Genomic DNA, 18,748 nt, shown 5'->3' on the forward strand with positions numbered 1-18,748 from the left:
CGTCAGGCGGGAAGGGCGCGCCAGATCCATTCTGGCGCGCAATTGGAACGTCAGACGGCGGCGGAGTGACGCGCCTTGCCGCTGGCCTGGCTGTCAGCCAGATAGGCATCAAAGGCTGCCGCCGCGAGACGTACATAGGGCCGTCCGGCTTCGGTCACCTCAAGCCGGGCCGTTTGCTCATCGTCGCGCTGAACGCGCACCAGCCCGTCCGACGCCAGTTCGTCCAGTGCGGCGAGTGCGTCCTGCACGTGCTGAACCGACAGGCCAAAAGCTTGGCAGACCGGTGTCAGATCGCAAGCGTAATTGGTCATGATCTCTTCGATGATGCGCCCGCGCAGTCGATCGTCGGTCGACAGGGCCAGGCCCTTGGAAACGGGCAGCTGACCGGCCATGACCGCCCGGCGCCAGTTGCCGACATCCGGCATGTTCTGAATGAACCCGGAGGACAGTTTGCCAATGGACGACACGCCGAAGCCTATCAACTGGTCGCCCTGATCGGTCGTGTACCCCTGGAAGTTTCTTTTCAGCGAGCCGTCTTCCAGTGCAACCGCCATGCTGTCGTCCGGCTTGGCGAAATGATCCAGACCGACAGCGACATACCCGGCCTTGATCAGCTCTGCCCGGGCAAGGTCGGCCAGTTGCAGCCGTTCTGCGGCGTTGGGCAGAGTGCTTTCGTCGATCAGACGCTGATGCTTGCGCATCCAGGGAACATGTGCGTAGCCAAACAGTGCAATGCGGCCGGGGGCCAGTGACAGGGTCTTTTCCACTGTGTCCAGGATTGTGGCAGACGTTTGACCCGGCAGGCCGTACATCAGGTCAAAGTTGAGATCCTCAAGACCGGCGCTGCGCAGATGTGCCACTGCTTGTTCCACGATCCCATAAGGCTGCACGCGCCCGATGGCCCTTTGAACGTCAGGATCGAAATCCTGAACACCCAGGCTCGCCCGGTTGACCCCGATCAGGGCGAGTGTCTCGGCGAGCTCCGCGCTGACAAGACGCGGGTCGAGTTCAATGGCGTGTTCCACTTTCGGATCAAGATCGAACTGAACCCTGAGCAGGCCCGCCAGATCGATCAGGCTCTGGCGCGGCAGCAGGCTCGGCGTGCCGCCACCCCAGTGTATGTGCCGTACCGGGCCAGCATTGGCCAGATGCTCACTGACCAGGCTGATTTCCTGGCCGAGTGTCGCTGCATAAGTCTTCAGCGGCGCATCCTGGCGGGTTGCCTTGGTGTGACAACCGCAATAGTGGCAAAGCTCCCGGCAATAGGGCACATGCAGGTAAAGCGACAGCGAATCGTCCGGCGAGATGGCACTCAGCCAATTCGCATAAGTCTTGGCCGTCACGCCGTCATGAAAATGCGGCGCTGTCGGATAGCTGGTATAGCGCGGTACATTGCGCATGGCGTGGGAAAGCGGGTCCTTCATCATGGCGCCATCTAAGCGACAGTCCTGTCGCGCCGCCTTGATATTGCTCAAGGCCAGCCTGCCGGTTCGGAAATGGAAGAGGATAATCTTCGTGACCCAGATACCTGCGGCTGTCGGCCCGAAACTCGAGGAAAATGGCGCATTGACGCGGTATCGGCTGCATGGGTCGCCGGACAGTGCCAACCTGGTGGTTCGCATGATGCTGGAGGAACTGGGCGAAGCCTATGACTACGTGCCTGTTGACCGGCTGACCTCGCAGCAGAAATCGCCAGCCTACCGCAAGCTCAATCCGCAGGGACTGATTCCGGTGCTCGAGGTGCCGGGACAGGATGCTCCCTTGTTTGAAACAGGCGCGATCCTGCTTTTCCTGAGTGACCGTCATGCACAACTGGCGCCGGGTGCAGCCTCTCCGGCACGTGGTCGCTTTCTCAAATGGCTGTTCTATCTTTCCAATACGCTGCATTCGGATCTGCGCATTTCCTTCAAGGTCAAACGCTATCTGCCCGACCAGAGCAGACATCAGCTGTTTTCAGACACCTTGATTGAGCGGATCGGTGCCGGGTTTCAGTTCCTGGAGGCGGAACTGGAAACGGGTGGCGGACCCTGTCTTCTTGGGAAGGACGTGTCCTGCGTCGATCTTTACCTGGCGGCCTGTGTTCGCTGGGCGCAGATTTACGGCAATAGCGGCAAGTGGAACCTTGCCGGAACGCCTTGTCTGCAAAAGCTTATGGAGTTCTTGGAGAAACGCCCGGCTCTGCGCCTGGCCTGTCAGAAGGAAGGCATCGAAGGTCTGCCCTTTACGAGACCGGTGCCGGTGACCTTGCCCGGTGTTACAGGATAATATTGATCAGATTGATCATGTTGATCTATGCAATCAATCATGAAGCCTGAAAAATCTTCGCATATAGAACCGGATGTCCGTAGATGATATCCGGTTGTTCATGTCGTTTTCCCACTACCAAGTTTCGGCTGCGCGCCTCACCCTGACCCTCCTGATTGCCGCTTGTGGCGGAAGTGTCTTCCACTGGTTGGGGCTTCCTGCTGCGTGGCTTTCCGGTGCGATGGTGTTTGTCGCCGTCACGACGCTTGCAGGGGCACCGACGCTGCTGCCCAATCGCCTCCGCGACGCACTGTTTGTTCTGATCGGCATCTCGATGGGAGCGGGTGTTCGGCCGGACGTGGTCGAACGGATCGGCGAATGGCCAATCTCCATGGCGCTGCTGGTTGTTGTTGTTGTCGGCGTTACGGCGGCCGGCTACGCAGTTCTTCATTTCGGGGCGAAGTGGTCGCGCGAAACGGCTTATTTCGGAGCGATTCCCGGCGCGCTTTCCTATGTGATCGCCCTTGCCACCGACCGGGGCGCGGACTTGCCGCGCATTGCCTCCAGCCAGTCGCTGCGCCTGTTTGTGCTGGTCGCCATCTTGCCGTTTGCAGTTGTGTCGACCAACGGCGTCATCGAAGGCGAGGGCGGGCAGCTTCTGGTCTCGTCTCCGACAGAAATCCTTGTCGGGGTCCCCATCTGCCTGCTGGCCAGCTGGCTGGCCGTCAGGGTCAGGGTTCCGGGAGGCTGGATGACGGGCGCGTTTTTCATGAGCGCGGGGCTGAACGCCTCCGGGGCCCTGACACTGGCCCTGCCGCAAATTGTCGTGCTTCCCTGTTTTGTCATGATGGGCGCCATGATCGGCTGCCGCTTCGCCAACATGACGTTTCGCGAATTTGTCAGCGTGCTCGGCGCGTCGCTTGCGGCTTTTTGCGCGGCCTTCCTGACGTCGATCGCGGGAGCGTTGCTGGTATCGAACCTGGTCGACATTCCCTTCGGGCAGGCGCTGCTGGCCTATGCGCCGGGCGGGCTGGAAGTGATGACGATCCTCGCCTTCATGCTCGATCTCGACCCGGCCTTTGTCGCGGCCCACCAGATCGCCCGCTTCACCGGCATGGTCCTGCTCCTGCCACTGGTAACCGGACTGGTGCTCGGCCGCCGGCAGGTGTGAGGTCATTTGACCCATCAAAATGACCACGTCACCTAGCTGCAGTGCTCGCTGAATGTCAGGTGGCGGTTCCTTGTCCAAACTGGGTCCGGGATCAGTTTGAAACGAAATGCAGGCTGTCGAAGGTTTTTCGCCAGGCAGCCGTTTTTTCAGCCATCGCAGCCGGATCATTCGATCGAAGTGCCTCGGCGACAAGCCTGGCCAGTTCCGGCATGTCAGCTTCGTTCATGCCCCAGCGGACGAGTTCCGGTGTGCCGAATCTCAGACCGTTCATGTCGCCTTCGACCGGTGCAATCGGCAAGCCGATGCCGCAGGCGAGGAACCCGGCCTGGCGCAGTTTCTTCGAGGCAGTCTGTCCGCCGCCTAAAGCTGCCGCTTCCAGGGCAAACTGATGCGAGGCCGTGATGCCCTTGCTGGTGGAAAAAACCGGCAGCCCCTCTGCGGACAAGGCCTCGGCCAGGCGTTTCGACGTTGCCGCCATGGTCTCTGAATAGGCTCTGCCATGGTCGCGCCAGTCCAGGAACGTGATCGCCAGGGCCGCCGACTTGGCGACGTCGAAATTGGCGGTCAGGCCCGGAAAGGCGATCTTGTCGAGCTTTGCGGCAAGTTCCCTGTCGTTGGTGACGATCAGGCCGCCGGCGGGACCACCCAGGCTTTTATAGGTGCTCATGGTCATCAGATGCGCGCCTTCTGCCAGAGGATCGGCAAAGACACCTCCTGCGATCATGCCGCACTGGTGGGCCGCATCGAACAGAACATGGGCCCCGACCTCGTCGGCAATCGCGCGGATTTCCCTGACCGGATGCGGAAAGAGATTGAGGCTCATGCCGATCGTGATCAGCTTGGGGCGCACGTCCAGAGCCATGGAACGCAGGCCTTCCAGGTCGATGGTGTAGCCGTCGGCGTCCACCGGAGCCTCGTGAATGGTGAGGCCATAAAGACCGGCGCATCCGGGAGCGTGGTGGGTGACGTGGCCGCCGACCGAAGCCGGCGGGGCGATGATCGCATCTCCAGGCTTTGTGGTGGCCATGAAGGCATAGAGGTTGGCGAGCGCGCCGGAAGCGACCCGGATCTCGGCATAGTCTGCGTTGAAAATCTCACAGGCGAGATTGGCCGCGATCACCTCGATTTCCTCGATCGCCTCCAGTCCCATTTCGTATTTGTCACCCGGATGGCCCAGCGAGGGCCGTGATCCGAGGCCACTGGCCAGCAAGGCTTCGGCGCGCGGGTTCATGACATTGGTCGCCGGGTTGAGGTTGAAGCAGTCGCGTTCGTGGATCTGCCGGTTTTCCTCCGCAAGCGTTTCGATACGCCCGGCGAGTGCCGTAGACGAAAGTCCGGAAGTGGCGCTGGTGATGCCTGAAATGCGGGTTCTGACCTCGCTGGCGAGCCAGGGAAAGGTATCGGCAAGTGTCATGTCGTTGCTCCAAGCGTCTCGGAAACCTGTTGCCTTGAGTGTCTTCGTTTGCTTGCTTTTCCGCAAACTAGAATTTAGAAAATAAAGGGCTAGAAAAACTAGGTCTTATCGATGCCGGTATCGCCTCCTGTTCCCAGATTGCCTTCCCTGAACGCCCTCAGGGCCTTTGAGGCTGCCGCGCGCCTGGGCGGCTTTGCCCAGGCTGCGGAGGAATTGCAGGTCACGCCAGGTGCTGTCGCCGCGCAGATCAAGTCCCTGGAAGAGGAGGTCGGAGAGGCGCTCTTTGAACGTCATGCCAGAGGGGTGCGGCTGACGGCCCTGGGCGAGCGCAGCCTGCCGCGTTTCGTGACTGCATTTGACACGCTGACCGACGCCGTCCGCGCAATGAAACTTGATGCGGCGCCGGGCAGGGTTCATGTCGCCGCGTTGCCCGCGCTGGCGCAGCTCTGGCTAGCGCCGCGACTGCCCTTGCTGCGCGAGCGCATTCCGGGTCTGGATATATCAGTCACCGCGATGGAGGCTCCGCCCAACCTGAAACGTGTGCCGTTTGACCTCTGTCTCTTTTATCATAGTCCGCAAAGCCCCGGAAAATCCGTGCTTGGCGCTGACGCGCTTGTGCCGGTCTGCACGTCGAAGGTCGCCGAGACATTGCGCAAGCCGGAAGACCTCGTCGATGCCGTCTGCCTGACCGATACGGCGTGGGCAGAGGATTGGCGTGTCTGGGCAGCTGCGGCCTGCCCGGAAATCGGTCTGGTGCCGAAAGGACCGGTCTATTCCCTCTATGCCCTTGCGGTCGAAGAAGCGCTCAATGGAGCCGGGGTTCTGATGGCCCATGAGGCTCTGGTCGCTGACCATCTGCAACGCGGAGCGCTTGTGGCGCCGTTCAGCATCCGTGTACCCCTGCCACATGTCATTTCGATGTGGAGCCTGCCCGGCGGGCAGGGCAGCGGAACCGTTGCGCGCGTCAGGGAGGAATTGCGCAAGATGGTGGCGTTCTGATGATTTCAGGCGGGATTGTCTTTTGCCCGGTCGGACGAAACGGACTGTATCTTGGCGCCGCGCCATAGGATGAACAGACCGGACCCGACGATGACCGCACATCCGGTCAGCATCTGGGCGTCGATGCCCTCGCCAAACCAGACGACACCCAGAAGGACGCCAAACAGCAGCCTTGTGTAACGAAACGGTGTGACGGTGGCGACTTCACCGGTTCGCATGGCTTTCATCAGCGCGCTATAGGCGACAACGCCGAAGGCCACCGCAGCGAGCAGAGCCAGCAGCGTCTCAGGGCCGGGCACGACAAACGCCGGCTGTTCCCAAAGCGCGAACGCCAGGCCGGCAATGACAATCGTCAGGAAGCCGTAAAAGCCCAGGACATTGGTGCTCAGGGTTGCCGGCGCGGCGCGGCTGGCCAGATCGCGGCCTGAAAACCCGAGCATGCCGACAACTGCCAGGAGAGAGAGCAGGGAAAAGCTGTCACCCGCGGGCCGCAACACGATCAGAACACCGATAAGGCCAACAAGGATCGCGGTCCAGCGGCGCCAGCCAACCGTTTCTCCGAAGAACAGCGCAGCACCGAGCACCACAAAGATCGGTGTGGCCTGAAGGATTGCCGTTGTCGAGGACAGCGGCGTCAGGGCAAGCGCAAGAATGTAGAACAGGCGTCCGACCAGTTCGAAGGCGAAGCGGATCTTCATGACGGGCGACAGTACGTCCCGGTGGAACACGGTCTCCCGCTTGATGCCGGCCAGTGCGCAAAAGGCGATGGCGCCACCAAGGCCGAACAGGATCAGGACTTCGCTCACCGGTAGGCCCGACGCGGCCTGTTTGACCAGGGCATCTTCCAGGGCGAAGGCGGCCATCGCGGCAATCATCCAGAGGCTGCCGGCGACATTCGAAGACAGGGCCGCGGATTTGAGGAAACGGAGAGGCAAGGATCAGGTCCGGATCGGGAGGGGGGCGAAGAGACACGCCTCTTACCCGAACAGGGCCGGAGGGGCGTGAGAGCTGCGTTGCTTAGCACGAATGGCCAGACGTTGCTTTCAGAAAATTACAGCTGCAACAGGCCCTTATGGCACTGCCAGATTGTCGCGCACCCCGGGATTTCTACCAAAGGCGGAGGGGCAAACCCGGATCCGTTGATATGAATCAACGCGTCTCCCGAAGGATCGTGCGCATGGTCGTGCCATCGTTGGCACCTTGCATGGATTCTAAGGACTGGGGCGCTAAAATGTCACAAAACAAGACCAATATGGTCTCGCTCGAGGAAGGTGGTTTTGCCATTTTTCTCGTGCTGCTTGCATTCGCCTGCATCATCGTTGCGGGCAAGACCTTTGATCAGGTCATGGCATTCCACGCTGGCATCGGCGCGTTGTTCGCCGCCGTCAGTGTCTTCCTGATCTTCAAAAACTACTTCGACGACGGCGGGCAGAAAATCCCGGCGGAAGTCGACGGCAAACCGAACTACAACATGGGGCCGGTCAAATTCGGCACCATAGCGGCGATGTTCTGGGGGCTTGCGGGGTTCACCGTCGGGCTCGTCATCGCGTTGCAGCTGGCCTGGCCGGCGCTCAATTTCGATCTGCCCTGGACCAATTTCGGACGCCTGCGCCCACTGCACACCTCTGCGGTGATTTTTGCGTTTGGCGGCAACGTCCTGCTGGCAACGTCCATGTATGTCGTGCAGCGGACCTGCCGCGTGCGCATGCCGGGCAAGATCCTGCCCTGGTTCGTGATCCTCGGTTACAACGCCTTCATCGTGATTGCCGGCACGGGCTATCTGCTCGGCGCCACGCAGGGCAAGGAATATGCGGAACCGGAATGGTATGCCGATCTGTGGCTGACCATTGTCTGGGTCTTCTACCTGCTCCTGTTCCTCGGCACGCTGTGGAAGCGCAAGGAACCGCACATCTATGTGGCCAACTGGTTCTATCTGGCGTTCATCGTCACGATCGCCCTGCTGCACATCACCAACAACCTGACGATCCCGGTCTCGATCTACTCGACCAAGTCCTACATCGTCTGGGCAGGTGTTCAGGATGCAATGGTGCAATGGTGGTATGGCCACAACGCGGTGGGCTTCTTCCTGACCGCGGGCTTCCTGGCCATTATGTACTACTTCATTCCGAAGCAGGCTGATCGTCCGGTCTATTCCTACCGGCTGTCGATCGTGCACTTCTGGGCCCTGATCTTCATCTATATCTGGGCCGGACCGCACCACCTGCACTACACGGCTCTGCCGCAATGGGCCTCGACCCTCGGTGCGACCTTCTCGATCATCCTGTGGATGCCTTCCTGGGGCGGCATGATCAACGGTCTGATGACCCTGTCAGGCGCCTGGGACAAGCTCCGCACCGATCCGGTGCTGCGCATGATGGTGGTTTCGGTCGCCTTCTACGGCATGTCCACCTTCGAAGGCCCGCTGATGAGCCTGCGGTCCGTCAACTCCCTGTCGCACTATACGGACTGGACCATCGGTCACGTTCACTCCGGTGCGCTCGGCTGGGTCGGCTACATCTCCTTCGGCGCGATCTACTGCCTGGTTCCGTGGCTCTGGAACAAGAAGCAGCTCTATTCGCTGAAACTGGTGAACTGGCACTTCTGGCTGTCCACGCTCGGTATCGTTCTCTACATCACCGCGATGTGGGTGTCCGGTATCATGCAGGGCCTGATGTGGCGCGCCTATGACAGCCTCGGCTTCCTGGAATACTCGTTCGTGGAAACCGTGGAGGCGATGCATCCCTTCTACATCATCCGTGCTCTCGGTGGTGCGCTCTTCGTGATCGGCGCCGTGATCATGGCCTACAATCTCTGGATGACCGTCCGTCATGGCGAGGCTGAAGAAGCCGACACCACGCCGGCTGGCTCCCTGGCTCCGGCCGAATAAGGGAGGCTTGATAAATGTCTGCATGGAATAAGCACCAAATCTTCGAAAAGAACTCCTTCGTTCTTCTTGTCGGCATCCTTGTCGCGGTCTCAATTGGCGGTCTGGTCGAGATTGCACCGCTCTTCTACCTGAAGAGCACGATCGAGAAGACGGAGGGCATGCGGCCCTACACGCCGCTGGAACTCGCCGGCCGGGACATCTACATCCGCGAGGGCTGCTATCTCTGCCACTCGCAGATGATCCGGCCGATGCGGGACGAACTGGAGCGCTACGGTCACTTCTCTCTGGCAGCAGAGTCGATGTATGACCACCCGTTCCAGTGGGGGTCCAAGCGTACAGGCCCGGATCTTGCCCGCGTTGGCGGCAAGTATTCCGACGCCTGGCACACGGAGCACCTGATCGATCCGCGCTCGCTGGTGCCGGCCTCGATCATGCCCGGTTATCCGTTCCTGGCTGAAAACAAGCTGAATGGACGCGATATCCAGGCTGCCCTGACCGTGAACACCATTGTCGGTGTGCCCTACACGGACGAGCAGGTCGAAAACGCGCTCAGCGACCTGATGGCCCAGGCGCGGCCGGACACGGATGCCGCCTACGAGTTCGAGGAACGCTGGCCGACGGCCAAGATCCGCGACTTTGACGGCAATCCGGACGCGGTCACGGAGATGGACGCCCTCGTGGCCTATCTCCAGGTCCTCGGCACCATGGTCGATTTCTCGATCTATGACGACAAGGCAAACGCGAGGTAACGGCGATGAACGAGACGTATACCGCTTTCGCGGGCTTCGCGCAGACCTGGGGCCTGCTCTACTTCATGATCCTGTTTGGCATCGTTCTGGCCTACGCATTGTGGCCGAAGAACAAGAAGAAGTTCGACGACGCTGCCCAGATCCCGTTTCGGGAGGATTGATTGATGGCTGATACACACAACAAGGAAGTCGACCAGGTCTCCGGGGTCGAAACCACCGGCCACGAGTGGGACGGTCTGAAGGAGCTCAACAATCCCCTGCCGAAATGGTGGCTCTACCTGTTCTATGCCACCATCGTCTGGGCGGTGATCTACTGGGTGCTCTACCCGTCCTGGCCGCTGATCTCCAGCTACACCACCGGTGTTCTGGGCGCTAATCAGCGTCTGGAGGCGATCCAGGCCTATGATGACGGCGTCGCCGGACGGTCAGAGTTTGCCGACAAGGTCGTTGCAACGTCCCTTGAGGACATCGCTGCCGATCAGGAACTGCTGCAATTCGCCCTGGCAAACGGGCAGGCGGCCTTCGGTGACAACTGCGCGCCGTGCCACGGTTCCGGCGGCACGGGGTCGGAAGGCTATCCGAACCTGCAGGACGACACCTGGATCTGGGGCGGCACGCTGGACGACATCCACACCACGCTGCTTTACGGCATCCGTTCGGACTATGACGATGCCCGCATCGGCGAAATGCCGGCTTACGGTCGCGACGAGCTCCTGAGCAAGGACGAGATCAAACAGGTCTCCAACTATGTGGCGTCCCGTGCCGGACTGGACACGGACGAAGGTGTTGATCTGGCGGCCGGGCAGGTTCTCTATGAGGACAATTGCGCGGCCTGTCACGGCGACAACCTGGAAGGCATCCAGGAAGTCGGCGCGCCGAGCCTGACCTCTGCCAACTACCTCTATGGCAAGTCGCTGGACGCCATCAAGGCGCAGGTCACCAATCCGCGCAACGGCGTCATGCCCGGCTGGGCCGATCGTCTGGACCCGGCGACCATCAAGTCGCTCACCGTCTATGTCCACTCCTTCGGGGGTGGTCAGTAAGACTGACAGTGTCCGGCGCGATAAAAGCGCCGGAACTGAAGGCCAATTTGATCCGGCGCAAAGTGTGACGCTTTGCGCCGGTTTATTTTGAGGCCATGTCGTCCATGATTGGCGGCATCTCGTTTATCAGGATCCCATTGGGGCGGGATCGCGTTACAAAGGACGGAACGGTATGTCTACGGACACCGAAACGCAGGGGGACGCGCACTCAGAGGAGTGGTTTGCTTCCGCCAAAAAGATCTACCCGATGGCAACACACGGCCTGTTCCGCAGGATCAAGTGGACGTTGCTGTTCATCACCCTTGGTATCTACTATTTCCTGCCCTTCATTCGCTTTGACCGCGGCCCGGACGCACCGAGCCAGGCTGTTCTCATCGATATGGAGGCCAAACGGGCCTATTTCTTCTTCATCGAGATCTGGCCTCAGGAAGTCTATTACCTGACAGGTCTCCTCATCATTGCCGCAGTGGCGCTGTTCCTGATGAACGCCGTCGCAGGACGGATCTGGTGTGGCTACCTCTGCCCGCAAACAGTTTGGACCGACCTGTTTCTCTGGGTCGAACGCAAGGTCGAAGGCGATCGCCGCGAGCGGATTGCACTCGACAAGGAACCCTGGACCTTCGGCAAGGTTGGCAAGCGCGCCACCAAACACTTCTTCTGGCTGATGATCGCCTGGTGGACCGGCGGTGCGTGGGTGCTCTATTTCAATGATGCGCCGACGCTGGTCTGGCAGCTTCTGACCTTCCAGGCGCCGATGATTGCCTATATCTGGATCGGTATCCTGACCACCACAACTTACCTGCTAGCCGGCTTCATGCGCGAGCAGGTCTGTATTTATATGTGCCCCTGGCCGCGGATCCAGGCAGCGCTGACGGACGAAAAGGCGCTGAATGTCACCTATCGCTGGGACCGGGGCGAGCCGCGCGGCTCGCTGAAGCAGAACAAGAAACTGGCCGCCGAGGGCATGCCTGCCGGTGACTGTATCGACTGTTACCAGTGTTTCCAGGTCTGTCCGACCGGTGTCGACATCCGCAAGGGCATGCAGCTGGACTGCATCCAGTGCGGCCTCTGCATCGATGCCTGCGACAACATCATGACGAAGATCGGCAAGCCGACCGGCCTGATTGCCTATGATACGGACGAGAATATCGAGCGCCGGATCGAGGGCAAGGAACCGGTCTACGAGATCGTCCGCGTGCGCACGGTCGCCTATGCGGCCATCATCGCCCTGGTTGGTGCGATCATGCTGTTCACTCTGCTGAACCGCGATTTTGCCGATATCAGCGTGTTGCATGACCGTAACCCGGTCTTCGTGGAACAGTCCGACGGCACCGTCCGCAACGGTTACACCGTGCGCCTGTCCAACAAGCGCCGCCACGAGCGCAGCTTCATGCTGCATGTGGAAGGCATGCCACCCAATACGCTTGTGGAAGCCGTCGGTGTCGATTCGACCTTTGCCGGGCGCCCGATCATTTCCGTCGGGCCGGACACAACCCGGGAAGTCCGGGTTCTGGTGACGTCACCGCCCTGGGCCGAGATGCCGCATTCCACACCCGTAACCTTCCGCATCACCGAAAGCGTGATGGGCGAGGTGATCACCGCCAAAGATACGTTCAAAGCGCCGGACAAGCCTTGAGGAGAAACGGATGACAATGGTTCAGTCGAACATGAAGGACCCCAAGGCCATCACCGGCAAGACGGTGCTCGCCTGGCTGCTCTGCTTCTTCGGTGTGGTCTTCACCGCCAATGCGATCTTCATCTATCTCGCGCTCGGGTCTTTCCCGGGCGTGGTGGTGGAAAGTTCCTACGAGGCCGGACAGGCCTATAACCAGGAGATCGCCGCGGCAAAAGCGCAGGCGGAACTCAACTGGCAGGTGACAAGCGAGTTTGTGCGCACCGACGGAAACAATGGCGAATTGATCGTCACCGCCAAGGATGCCGAAGGCACTCCGCTTTACGGCGTGGAGCTCAATGCCATGATGCGCAATCCGGTCGATGACAATGCCGATATGAGCGTTGTCTTCAATGCCGATGGCGGCGGCCGCTACATTGGTGAAGTCAGCGATGTGACGGCCGGCAACTGGTCGCTCATTCTGCTGATCAGCCAGGACGGCGAACGCAAGTTCAAATCCGAAAACCGGATTTTCGTGAAAGAGTGACGGCGTGACGGTTCATCAGCGTGACTGGCAGTCCTTTGTAACGCCTGGAAAAGACGGTGCGGTCCATATGGATCTCGCCGTTGACGGCATCACCTGTGCGGCCTGCATGGGAGAGATCGAGCGTGGGCTGAAACGTCTGCCGGGTATTCGGACAGCGCGGGTCAATCTGACCAGTCAGCGGCTTGCGGTCGACTGGGTCGAGGACCAGACCGGCGCAGACGAAATCGTCGCCGAGCTCGACCGGCTCGGTTACACGGCGCACCCGTTCGATCCGGCCAGTCAGAAACAGCGTCAGGACCAGACCGGCAAACAGCTTCTGCGCTGTCTGGCGGTGGCCGGTTTTGCCGGCATGAACATCATGCTGCTGTCGGTCTCCGTCTGGTCGGGCAATGCCACTGACATCACGCCCGAAACGAGAGACTTCTTTCACTGGCTGTCTGCCCTGATCGCCTTGCCGACCGTCGTCTATTCCGGCCGTCCCTTTGTCTCCAGCGCTTTCCGGGCGCTGTCGGCCGGCCGGCTCAACATGGATGTGCCGATCGTGATCGGCGTCTTTCTTGCGGTTGCACTGTCCGTTGTGCAAACGCTGCAACATCATCATCACGCCTATTTTGAATCGGCCGTAATGCTGTTGTTCTTTCTGTTGGTCGGGCGATATCTCGACCACAACATGAAAGGGCGCACACGGTCCTTTGCCGAGAACATTGCCGCCCTCAAGGCCGAAGTCGCCGCCCGCATCAATCCGGATGGAAGCGTTCGCGAGGTCCCTCTTTCAAAGATTGTTTCGGGAGATCTTGTGCTTGTGTCCGGCGGTGAGCGGGTGCCCGTTGATGGTCTGGTTGAAACCGGGACGTCGGAAATCGACCAAAGTCTGGTGACCGGGGAAAGCGTTCTCGTTCCGGTGATCGCCGGCCAGCGGGTCTATGCCGGCACGCTGAACGGGGCAGGGGCCCTGCAGGTACGTGTTGAGGCGGCATCTGGCGCGACGCTGCTCGACGAGGTCAACCGGCTGCTGGAGGCGGCCTCTCAAGCCAAGTCCAGTTATGTGCGCATCGCGGACCGGGCGGCTCAGCTCTATGCGCCTCTGGTCCACGGTGCGGCGGCCCTGACGTTTCTGGGCTGGCTGCTAGCAGGACTGAGCTGGCAGCCCGCACTCGTGATTTCCATCTCCGTTCTCATCATCACCTGTCCCTGTGCGCTGGGTCTGGCTGTGCCGGCCGTTCAGGTCGTTGCGTCCGGTCAGCTTTTCCGTCGCGGGGTGCTGCTCAATTCGGGGGATGCCATCGAACGTCTTGCCGAGATCGACACGATCCTGTTTGACAAGACCGGCACGTTGACGCTTGCCGAACCGGACTTGTGCAGCGATATCGATCCGGGCGATGCCGATATTGCACTGGCGGGTCGTTTGGCCCTGGCCAGCCGCCATCCGCTGTCGACCGCGCTGGTCAAGGCGACAGGCGCCCTGACGCCACTTCCGGAGGTCACGGAACACTCCGGTGCAGGGCTGGAAGCCATGGTGGACGGCAATCTTCTGCGCCTTGGCAGTCCGGTCTTTTGTGGCGCGTCACCGGAGCAGGTCGAAAAGGCTCTGCGGGACGCACCGGGGGCATCGCTTCTTGCCATCGGGCTTGGCGATCGCCCGGTCCGCCTGCTGGCTTTCCGTCAGAGACTGCGCCCGGACGCAAAGGCTGTCATCGCAGATCTAAAGGCACAGGGCCTTGCGCTCGAAATCCTGTCGGGCGACACGCAGCCCGCCGTTGCCGACTGTGCCGAAACCCTCGGTGTTGCCAACTGGCAATCTGGCATGAAACCGGCCCAGAAAATCGCCCGCCTGGAAGAGCTTCAGCGACAGGGGCGCAAGGTGCTGATGGTTGGTGACGGCCTCAATGATGCACCTGCGCTTGCCGGCGCGCATGTCTCGCTGTCGCCGGTTTCGGCGGTTCATCTCAGTCAGGCTGCTTCTGATGCGGTATTCCTGGGTGACAAATTGCAGCCGGTTGCCGATGCGCTCAGCCTGTCGAAACGGGCGCGTGCCGCGATCGAACAGAATCTCTGGATCTCGACGATCTATAATGTCATTGCTGTGCCGATTGCGGTCGCAGGTTTTGTAACGCCGCTCATGGCAGCCGTCGCGATGTCGGCCTCGTCCCTGGCGGTGACGGCAAATGCCCTGAAACTCCGCTGGGGAGAGGGACGTTCCCAAATGGAACAGACCGATCACAGTGTTGGTGGCAGCCCGGTGCAAGGTTAACGACGATGGATGTTCTGATCTTTCTGATCCCGATCGCTTTATTGCTCGGTGCGCTCGGGTTGGCGGCATTCCTGTGGTCCCTGAAAAGCGGTCAGTATGATGATCTGGAAGGGGCCAAGTGGCGCATCCTGGACGATGACGATCTTCCAGGCAAATAGACGGGACCGCGATTGCAACAGGCCGGGGTTCCATCTTGCGTAGGTGGGGAGAGGCGTTCCCGCCTTGTCGGCGCCGTATTGGCCATCTAGCCAGATCACCGCGCAGTTTCAAGGATGAGGCATGGAGCAGTTCCCCGAGGCTCACAAACCCGGCTATGCGGTTTATTCGCGCAAGTCGCTGGCTGTCTATGACGCCCTGGTGCTGGGCTTTTCCAACAGCTTTGTCTGGCGCTGTCCAAGCCGGCATCTGGTTGATCTTTATGATCGTCACCTGTCTGCGGACCATCTCGATATCGGCGTCGGGACCGGGTACTTTCTGGACAAGGCCTCGTTTCCGGTGGCCAAACCCAGGATTACGCTTCTCGACCCGAACGCGGAATGTCTGGAGGCCGCGGCTGAAAGGATCCGCCGGTATCAGCCCCGCAAGGTGAAAGCCGATGCTCTGATCCCGTGGCCGGAGACACTTGGCGCGTTTCAGTCTGTCGGGCTGAATTACGTCTTTCACTGTCTGCCAGGAACCATGTTGGACAAGATGGTTTTGCTGGACCACTTGCAACCCCATCTGGCTCCCGGCGGCACGGTGTTCGGGTCAACCATCCTGCAAGGCGATGTGTCTCGATCATGGGCGGCCCGGAAGTTGATGGGCATCTACAATGCCAAGGGTGTCTTCAGCAATGAAAACGACACGCTTCAATCCCTTCAAGGCGCGCTTCGGGAGCGCTTTGAAGAGGTCGAGATAGGCATGGTCGGATGTGTTGCGCTGTTCTGCGCCCGGTTGCCCCGCACAGCGCGGTGACCGGACGAGGCGGAAGACCCGAGGTGGGAAAATGTCACGACAGGACGTTGGACAGCGCCATGCCCGTGGCCAGCAGGACAAGCCCGACACCGGCAAGCAGCAGCAGATTGTCCCGTAACCTGCCATTGGCTTCCGGTTCGGACGGCTGAGGCTCGTGAGGGAGCGGTTTGTCTTCCCCGAAAGGGTCAGGATCCCGGGACATGGTTCTTAACGTCGTGTGCAAAGGCGTCTCTTGGATTTCGTTTTCTGCTTGCCAAGATGACGTTTCAGTCTTGAAAGTCCCGTTAACACCGCTTCCCACAAAAGATTAATTCGCTGCAATATTACCAAGGGATGAAATCGTCTCGTGTATTCCGAAGTTTTTGTGCAGGAAGTTGCACTGCTCAAAAGTTGTATGGAGGTTGCAGACTGTTTGGCGGCGTTCTCAGGACAGTGCAGACCAGGCTAACTCATTGTTCAGATTTTCATGTCAAGACTGGGTGCAAACATGGAGGACTAGGTGAGCCTCGATCTTGCCTCGCTGACATTCTTGCTGGTTGAAGACAGTGCCTATATGCGGACGATCCTGCGCACGATGCTGCAGGGCTTCGGCGCGCGTCGCATTGTCGAGGCCGAAGACGGTGCATCCGGCCTTGAGGCCATGGATCGCGCGAACCCGGATATCCTTATCCTCGATTGGGTCATGCCGATCCTGGACGGAGCCGACATGGTGCGCATGATCCGCAGCCCGAACAATCCCTTTGCCTATATCCCGATCATCATGGTGACGGCTCATACCGAGCGCAGCCGGATCGTGGAAGCACGGCGACTTGGGGTCCACGAGCTGCTTTCCAAGCCGATCTCGGCCAAGTCCCTTTACCAGAGGGTCTCCAGCGTGATCCTCCATCCGCGTGACTTCATCAAGACCGCCACATATTTCGGTCCCGCGCCGCGCGAAATTCGCAATCGTCAGAAAATCTGGCAGGGCGGTCCCGGGCAACCCGGTCAGCCTGGCGAAGCTGGCGGCGACGAAAACGTCACGGCCATCGGCTAAGAGTTTTTCAGAACTGAATGGGGTCAGGCAGCCGACTGCGCGTTGTTGCGCTGGACGTCGTGATAGCTGGAACCTGATTGCAGGGCGGCGTTTTCAGTTTCTGCAGCTTCGGCAAACTGTGCCAGCACATCAAGGTCAACGGTATAGTGGTCCAGCAGGAACTGCGACAGAACATCAATCGGCAAATGCTGATATCCGTCTACAGCGGCCATCAATGATTCAAGAGTGTCCAGCCGTTCCCGCTTTACCATGGTCGTCGTTGAGCCGTTTTGATTTTCCCCTGATTTGCATAGTTAATAATGCGTAAAACCGGTCAACGCAAGGCTGTGTTTTAGGCAGGTTAACGTGTTGGGAAACCGTCCACAGGGATGTGTTTAATCTTCGCGAAATCCTTGGTAAAACCCACGATCAAACCGCATGCTGCAGAGGCAGCTCAAAGGATCTTCTTCATGGCGCGACCGATCTTCATCCTGAACGGACCGAATCTCAACCTGCTCGGCAAGCGGGAGCCGGAGATTTACGGGTCTCAGACGCTGGACGATGTGGAGCAGATGTGCGCAGAAGCCGCGCAGCAGGCCGGCTTTGAAATCGACTTCAGGCAGAGCAACGCCGAGCATGAGCTGATCGACTGGATTCACGAAGCCAGGGAAAAGGCGTCAGCCATCATCATCAATCCGGCCGCCTACACGCACACGTCGATTGCCATTCTGGACGCGCTGAGCGCCTGTACCTGCCCGGTGATCGAGGTGCATATCTCGAATGTTCACCAGCGCGAGAGCTTCCGCCACCATTCCTATGTGTCGCAACGTGCCGAAGCGGTCATTGCCGGATGTGGTGTTGCAGGCTACGTCTACGCTGTTCAGCATGCCGCAAGGCTGAACGGTTCAAGATAGGTTCAGGAGCTTTTTTACCCGAGATGAAGGAGGGTTGGCTTCGACCAGCCGGAGGCAAAGGATCAATAGCCTTTGCCCTTGAAGAACTCCTTCACGACCGTGGTGGCCAGGATCCGGATATCCAGAAACACGGACTGCCTGCGAATATAGGCAAGGTCGTATTCCAGGCGCATGCGCGCTGCATAGGGATCGCGTGTTTCGCCGCGGAACCCGTTCACCTGAGCCAGTCCGGTAATGCCCGGAAGGACCCGGTGCCGGGTCATGTAGCGTGTGTCAAAATGTTCGTAGGGCATGCCCGCTGCCAGCATTCCCGGAACATGTGGCCGTGGACCGACAAGCGACATGTCTCCCCTGAGAACGTTGATCAACTGCGGCAGCTCGTCAAAATTGCTCTTGCGCAGAAAACCGCCAACTGCGGTCACGCGCGGGTCATCTTCCACGGTCTGTGAGACACCGGATTCGTCACACAGGTGCATGTGCATGGAGCGGAATTTCAGGACCGTGAAGGGGGTGCCGTCGCGGCCGTATCTTTGCTGCCGGAAGAAGACGGGGCCGCGGCTGGTGGCCTTGATTGCAACCGAGATTGCAACGAAGAGGGGAAACAGCAGGATCAGACCAGCAAAGGCACCGCTCAGGTCGAGCATTTTTTTCAGACCGGAATCCACCGCACGCATGACACGGCTGCGCCGTCGCGACACGTCGATCGTGTCAGCGTTCGCGCCGCGCCAGACGACATATTCAGCAAGAGACAAAGTGTCCCTGCCTGGCTCGTCGGCGTCGTATGAAACTGTTTCGTTTGCCAAGTTTTGTCAGCCTCAACCCGATACACTGGGATGTGCAAAATCATCCTATCCGGTGGCGGTTGCGTCCGCTATCGCATCGTTAATAAATGGTTAACGAGATCCGGAAAATTGTTGTCTGTTAAGGATTTGGTTACCATGCTGTCGCCGC

At 59.8% G+C, this 18,748-nt stretch carries 20 protein-coding genes; 14 read left to right on the forward strand and 6 right to left on the reverse strand.

Translation table 11 applies throughout. The features are described from left to right. Nucleotides 1–50: 50 nt before the first annotated feature. Entirely contained in the window at nucleotides 51–1,427 is a 1,377-nt protein-coding gene (gene hemN, locus ACO6TG_RS22875) for an oxygen-independent coproporphyrinogen III oxidase (RefSeq protein ID WP_422375302.1), read from the reverse strand. Nucleotides 1,428–1,515: 88 nt separating this feature from the next. Here hemN and ACO6TG_RS22880 point away from each other — a divergent pair, with 88 nt between their 5' ends. Both ACO6TG_RS22880 and ACO6TG_RS22885 read left to right on the forward strand, forming a co-directional pair. Further along, entirely contained in the window at nucleotides 1,516–2,265 is a 750-nt protein-coding gene (locus tag ACO6TG_RS22880) for a glutathione S-transferase family protein (protein WP_422375303.1), read from the forward strand. Nucleotides 2,266–2,338: 73 nt separating this feature from the next. Next, nucleotides 2,339–3,415 (forward strand): AbrB family transcriptional regulator, encoded by a 1,077-nt coding sequence (locus ACO6TG_RS22885; protein ID WP_422375304.1) that lies wholly within the window; start codon nucleotides 2,339–2,341, stop codon nucleotides 3,413–3,415. A gap of 91 nt (nucleotides 3,416–3,506) precedes the next feature. On the opposite strand, the gene glyA is transcribed toward ACO6TG_RS22885, so the two are convergent. Continuing rightward, complete coding sequence (glyA, locus tag ACO6TG_RS22890; RefSeq protein ID WP_422375305.1) at nucleotides 3,507–4,829, reverse strand: serine hydroxymethyltransferase; 1,323 nt, start codon at nucleotides 4,827–4,829, stop codon at nucleotides 3,507–3,509. Between the two features lie 111 nt (nucleotides 4,830–4,940). Here glyA and ACO6TG_RS22895 point away from each other — a divergent pair, with 111 nt between their 5' ends. Continuing rightward, nucleotides 4,941–5,828, forward strand: coding sequence for a LysR family transcriptional regulator (locus tag ACO6TG_RS22895; protein WP_422375306.1), 888 nt, complete (start codon nucleotides 4,941–4,943; stop codon nucleotides 5,826–5,828). 5 nt (nucleotides 5,829–5,833) lie between these two features. Here ACO6TG_RS22895 and ACO6TG_RS22900 read toward each other — a convergent pair whose 3' ends face one another. Continuing rightward, nucleotides 5,834–6,763 carry a DMT family transporter gene (locus ACO6TG_RS22900; protein ID WP_422375307.1) on the reverse strand — a complete coding sequence of 310 codons (930 nt, stop codon included), beginning with the start codon at nucleotides 6,761–6,763 and terminating at the stop codon, nucleotides 5,834–5,836. A 296-nt stretch (nucleotides 6,764–7,059) separates the two neighbouring features. On the opposite strand from ACO6TG_RS22900, the gene ccoN reads away from it, so the two are divergent. The 9 genes from ccoN (at nucleotide 7,060) to ACO6TG_RS22945 (ending at nucleotide 15,871) form a co-directional block, all read left to right on the forward strand. Beyond that, the gene (gene ccoN, locus ACO6TG_RS22905; RefSeq protein ID WP_422375308.1) at nucleotides 7,060–8,715 is read left to right on the forward strand and encodes a cytochrome-c oxidase, cbb3-type subunit I; all 1,656 of its coding nucleotides are present in this window, start codon (nucleotides 7,060–7,062) and stop codon (nucleotides 8,713–8,715) included. A 14-nt stretch (nucleotides 8,716–8,729) separates the two neighbouring features. After that, nucleotides 8,730–9,464 carry a cytochrome-c oxidase, cbb3-type subunit II gene (gene ccoO / locus ACO6TG_RS22910; protein WP_422375309.1) on the forward strand — a complete coding sequence of 245 codons (735 nt, stop codon included), beginning with the start codon at nucleotides 8,730–8,732 and terminating at the stop codon, nucleotides 9,462–9,464. Nucleotides 9,465–9,469: 5 nt separating this feature from the next. Then, nucleotides 9,470–9,625, forward strand: coding sequence for a cbb3-type cytochrome c oxidase subunit 3 (locus ACO6TG_RS22915; protein ID WP_094074356.1), 156 nt, complete (start codon nucleotides 9,470–9,472; stop codon nucleotides 9,623–9,625). Between the two features lie 3 nt (nucleotides 9,626–9,628). Continuing rightward, nucleotides 9,629–10,507 (forward strand): cytochrome-c oxidase, cbb3-type subunit III, encoded by an 879-nt coding sequence (gene ccoP / locus ACO6TG_RS22920; RefSeq protein ID WP_422375310.1) that lies wholly within the window; start codon nucleotides 9,629–9,631, stop codon nucleotides 10,505–10,507. 172 nt (nucleotides 10,508–10,679) lie between these two features. Then, nucleotides 10,680–12,143: a cytochrome c oxidase accessory protein CcoG gene (gene ccoG, locus ACO6TG_RS22925; protein WP_422375311.1), complete on the forward strand. Its 1,464-nt coding sequence runs from the start codon at nucleotides 10,680–10,682 to the stop codon at nucleotides 12,141–12,143. A gap of 10 nt (nucleotides 12,144–12,153) precedes the next feature. After that, on the forward strand, nucleotides 12,154–12,666 hold the full coding sequence (locus ACO6TG_RS22930; protein WP_422375312.1) for a FixH family protein: 513 nt from the start codon (nucleotides 12,154–12,156) through the stop codon (nucleotides 12,664–12,666). A gap of 4 nt (nucleotides 12,667–12,670) precedes the next feature. Beyond that, nucleotides 12,671–14,917 carry a cation-translocating P-type ATPase gene (locus tag ACO6TG_RS22935; RefSeq protein ID WP_422375313.1) on the forward strand — a complete coding sequence of 749 codons (2,247 nt, stop codon included), beginning with the start codon at nucleotides 12,671–12,673 and terminating at the stop codon, nucleotides 14,915–14,917. 5 nt (nucleotides 14,918–14,922) lie between these two features. After that, entirely contained in the window at nucleotides 14,923–15,075 is a 153-nt protein-coding gene (gene ccoS, locus ACO6TG_RS22940; protein WP_422375314.1) for a cbb3-type cytochrome oxidase assembly protein CcoS, read from the forward strand. A gap of 121 nt (nucleotides 15,076–15,196) precedes the next feature. Further along, on the forward strand, nucleotides 15,197–15,871 hold the full coding sequence (locus tag ACO6TG_RS22945) for a class I SAM-dependent methyltransferase (RefSeq protein WP_422375315.1): 675 nt from the start codon (nucleotides 15,197–15,199) through the stop codon (nucleotides 15,869–15,871). Between the two features lie 34 nt (nucleotides 15,872–15,905). Here ACO6TG_RS22945 and ACO6TG_RS22950 read toward each other — a convergent pair whose 3' ends face one another. Further along, the gene (locus tag ACO6TG_RS22950; protein WP_422375316.1) at nucleotides 15,906–16,073 is read right to left on the reverse strand and encodes a hypothetical protein; all 168 of its coding nucleotides are present in this window, start codon (nucleotides 16,071–16,073) and stop codon (nucleotides 15,906–15,908) included. Nucleotides 16,074–16,424: 351 nt separating this feature from the next. Here ACO6TG_RS22950 and ACO6TG_RS22955 point away from each other — a divergent pair, with 351 nt between their 5' ends. Beyond that, complete coding sequence (locus ACO6TG_RS22955) at nucleotides 16,425–16,904, forward strand: response regulator (protein ID WP_422378939.1); 480 nt, start codon at nucleotides 16,425–16,427, stop codon at nucleotides 16,902–16,904. 23 nt (nucleotides 16,905–16,927) lie between these two features. Here the strand turns inward: ACO6TG_RS22955 and ACO6TG_RS22960 are convergent, their stop codons facing one another. Beyond that, entirely contained in the window at nucleotides 16,928–17,116 is a 189-nt protein-coding gene (locus ACO6TG_RS22960; protein WP_422375317.1) for a hypothetical protein, read from the reverse strand. Nucleotides 17,117–17,353: 237 nt separating this feature from the next. On the opposite strand from ACO6TG_RS22960, the gene aroQ reads away from it, so the two are divergent. Continuing rightward, nucleotides 17,354–17,797 (forward strand): type II 3-dehydroquinate dehydratase, encoded by a 444-nt coding sequence (gene aroQ, locus ACO6TG_RS22965; protein ID WP_422375318.1) that lies wholly within the window; start codon nucleotides 17,354–17,356, stop codon nucleotides 17,795–17,797. 62 nt (nucleotides 17,798–17,859) lie between these two features. Here aroQ and ACO6TG_RS22970 read toward each other — a convergent pair whose 3' ends face one another. Further along, nucleotides 17,860–18,549 (reverse strand): sugar transferase, encoded by a 690-nt coding sequence (locus ACO6TG_RS22970; RefSeq protein WP_422375319.1) that lies wholly within the window; start codon nucleotides 18,547–18,549, stop codon nucleotides 17,860–17,862. Between the last annotated feature and the right edge of the window lie 199 nt (nucleotides 18,550–18,748).

Source organism: Roseibium sp., from assembly GCF_965233565.1.
Classification (GTDB): domain Bacteria; phylum Pseudomonadota; class Alphaproteobacteria; order Rhizobiales; family Stappiaceae; genus Roseibium.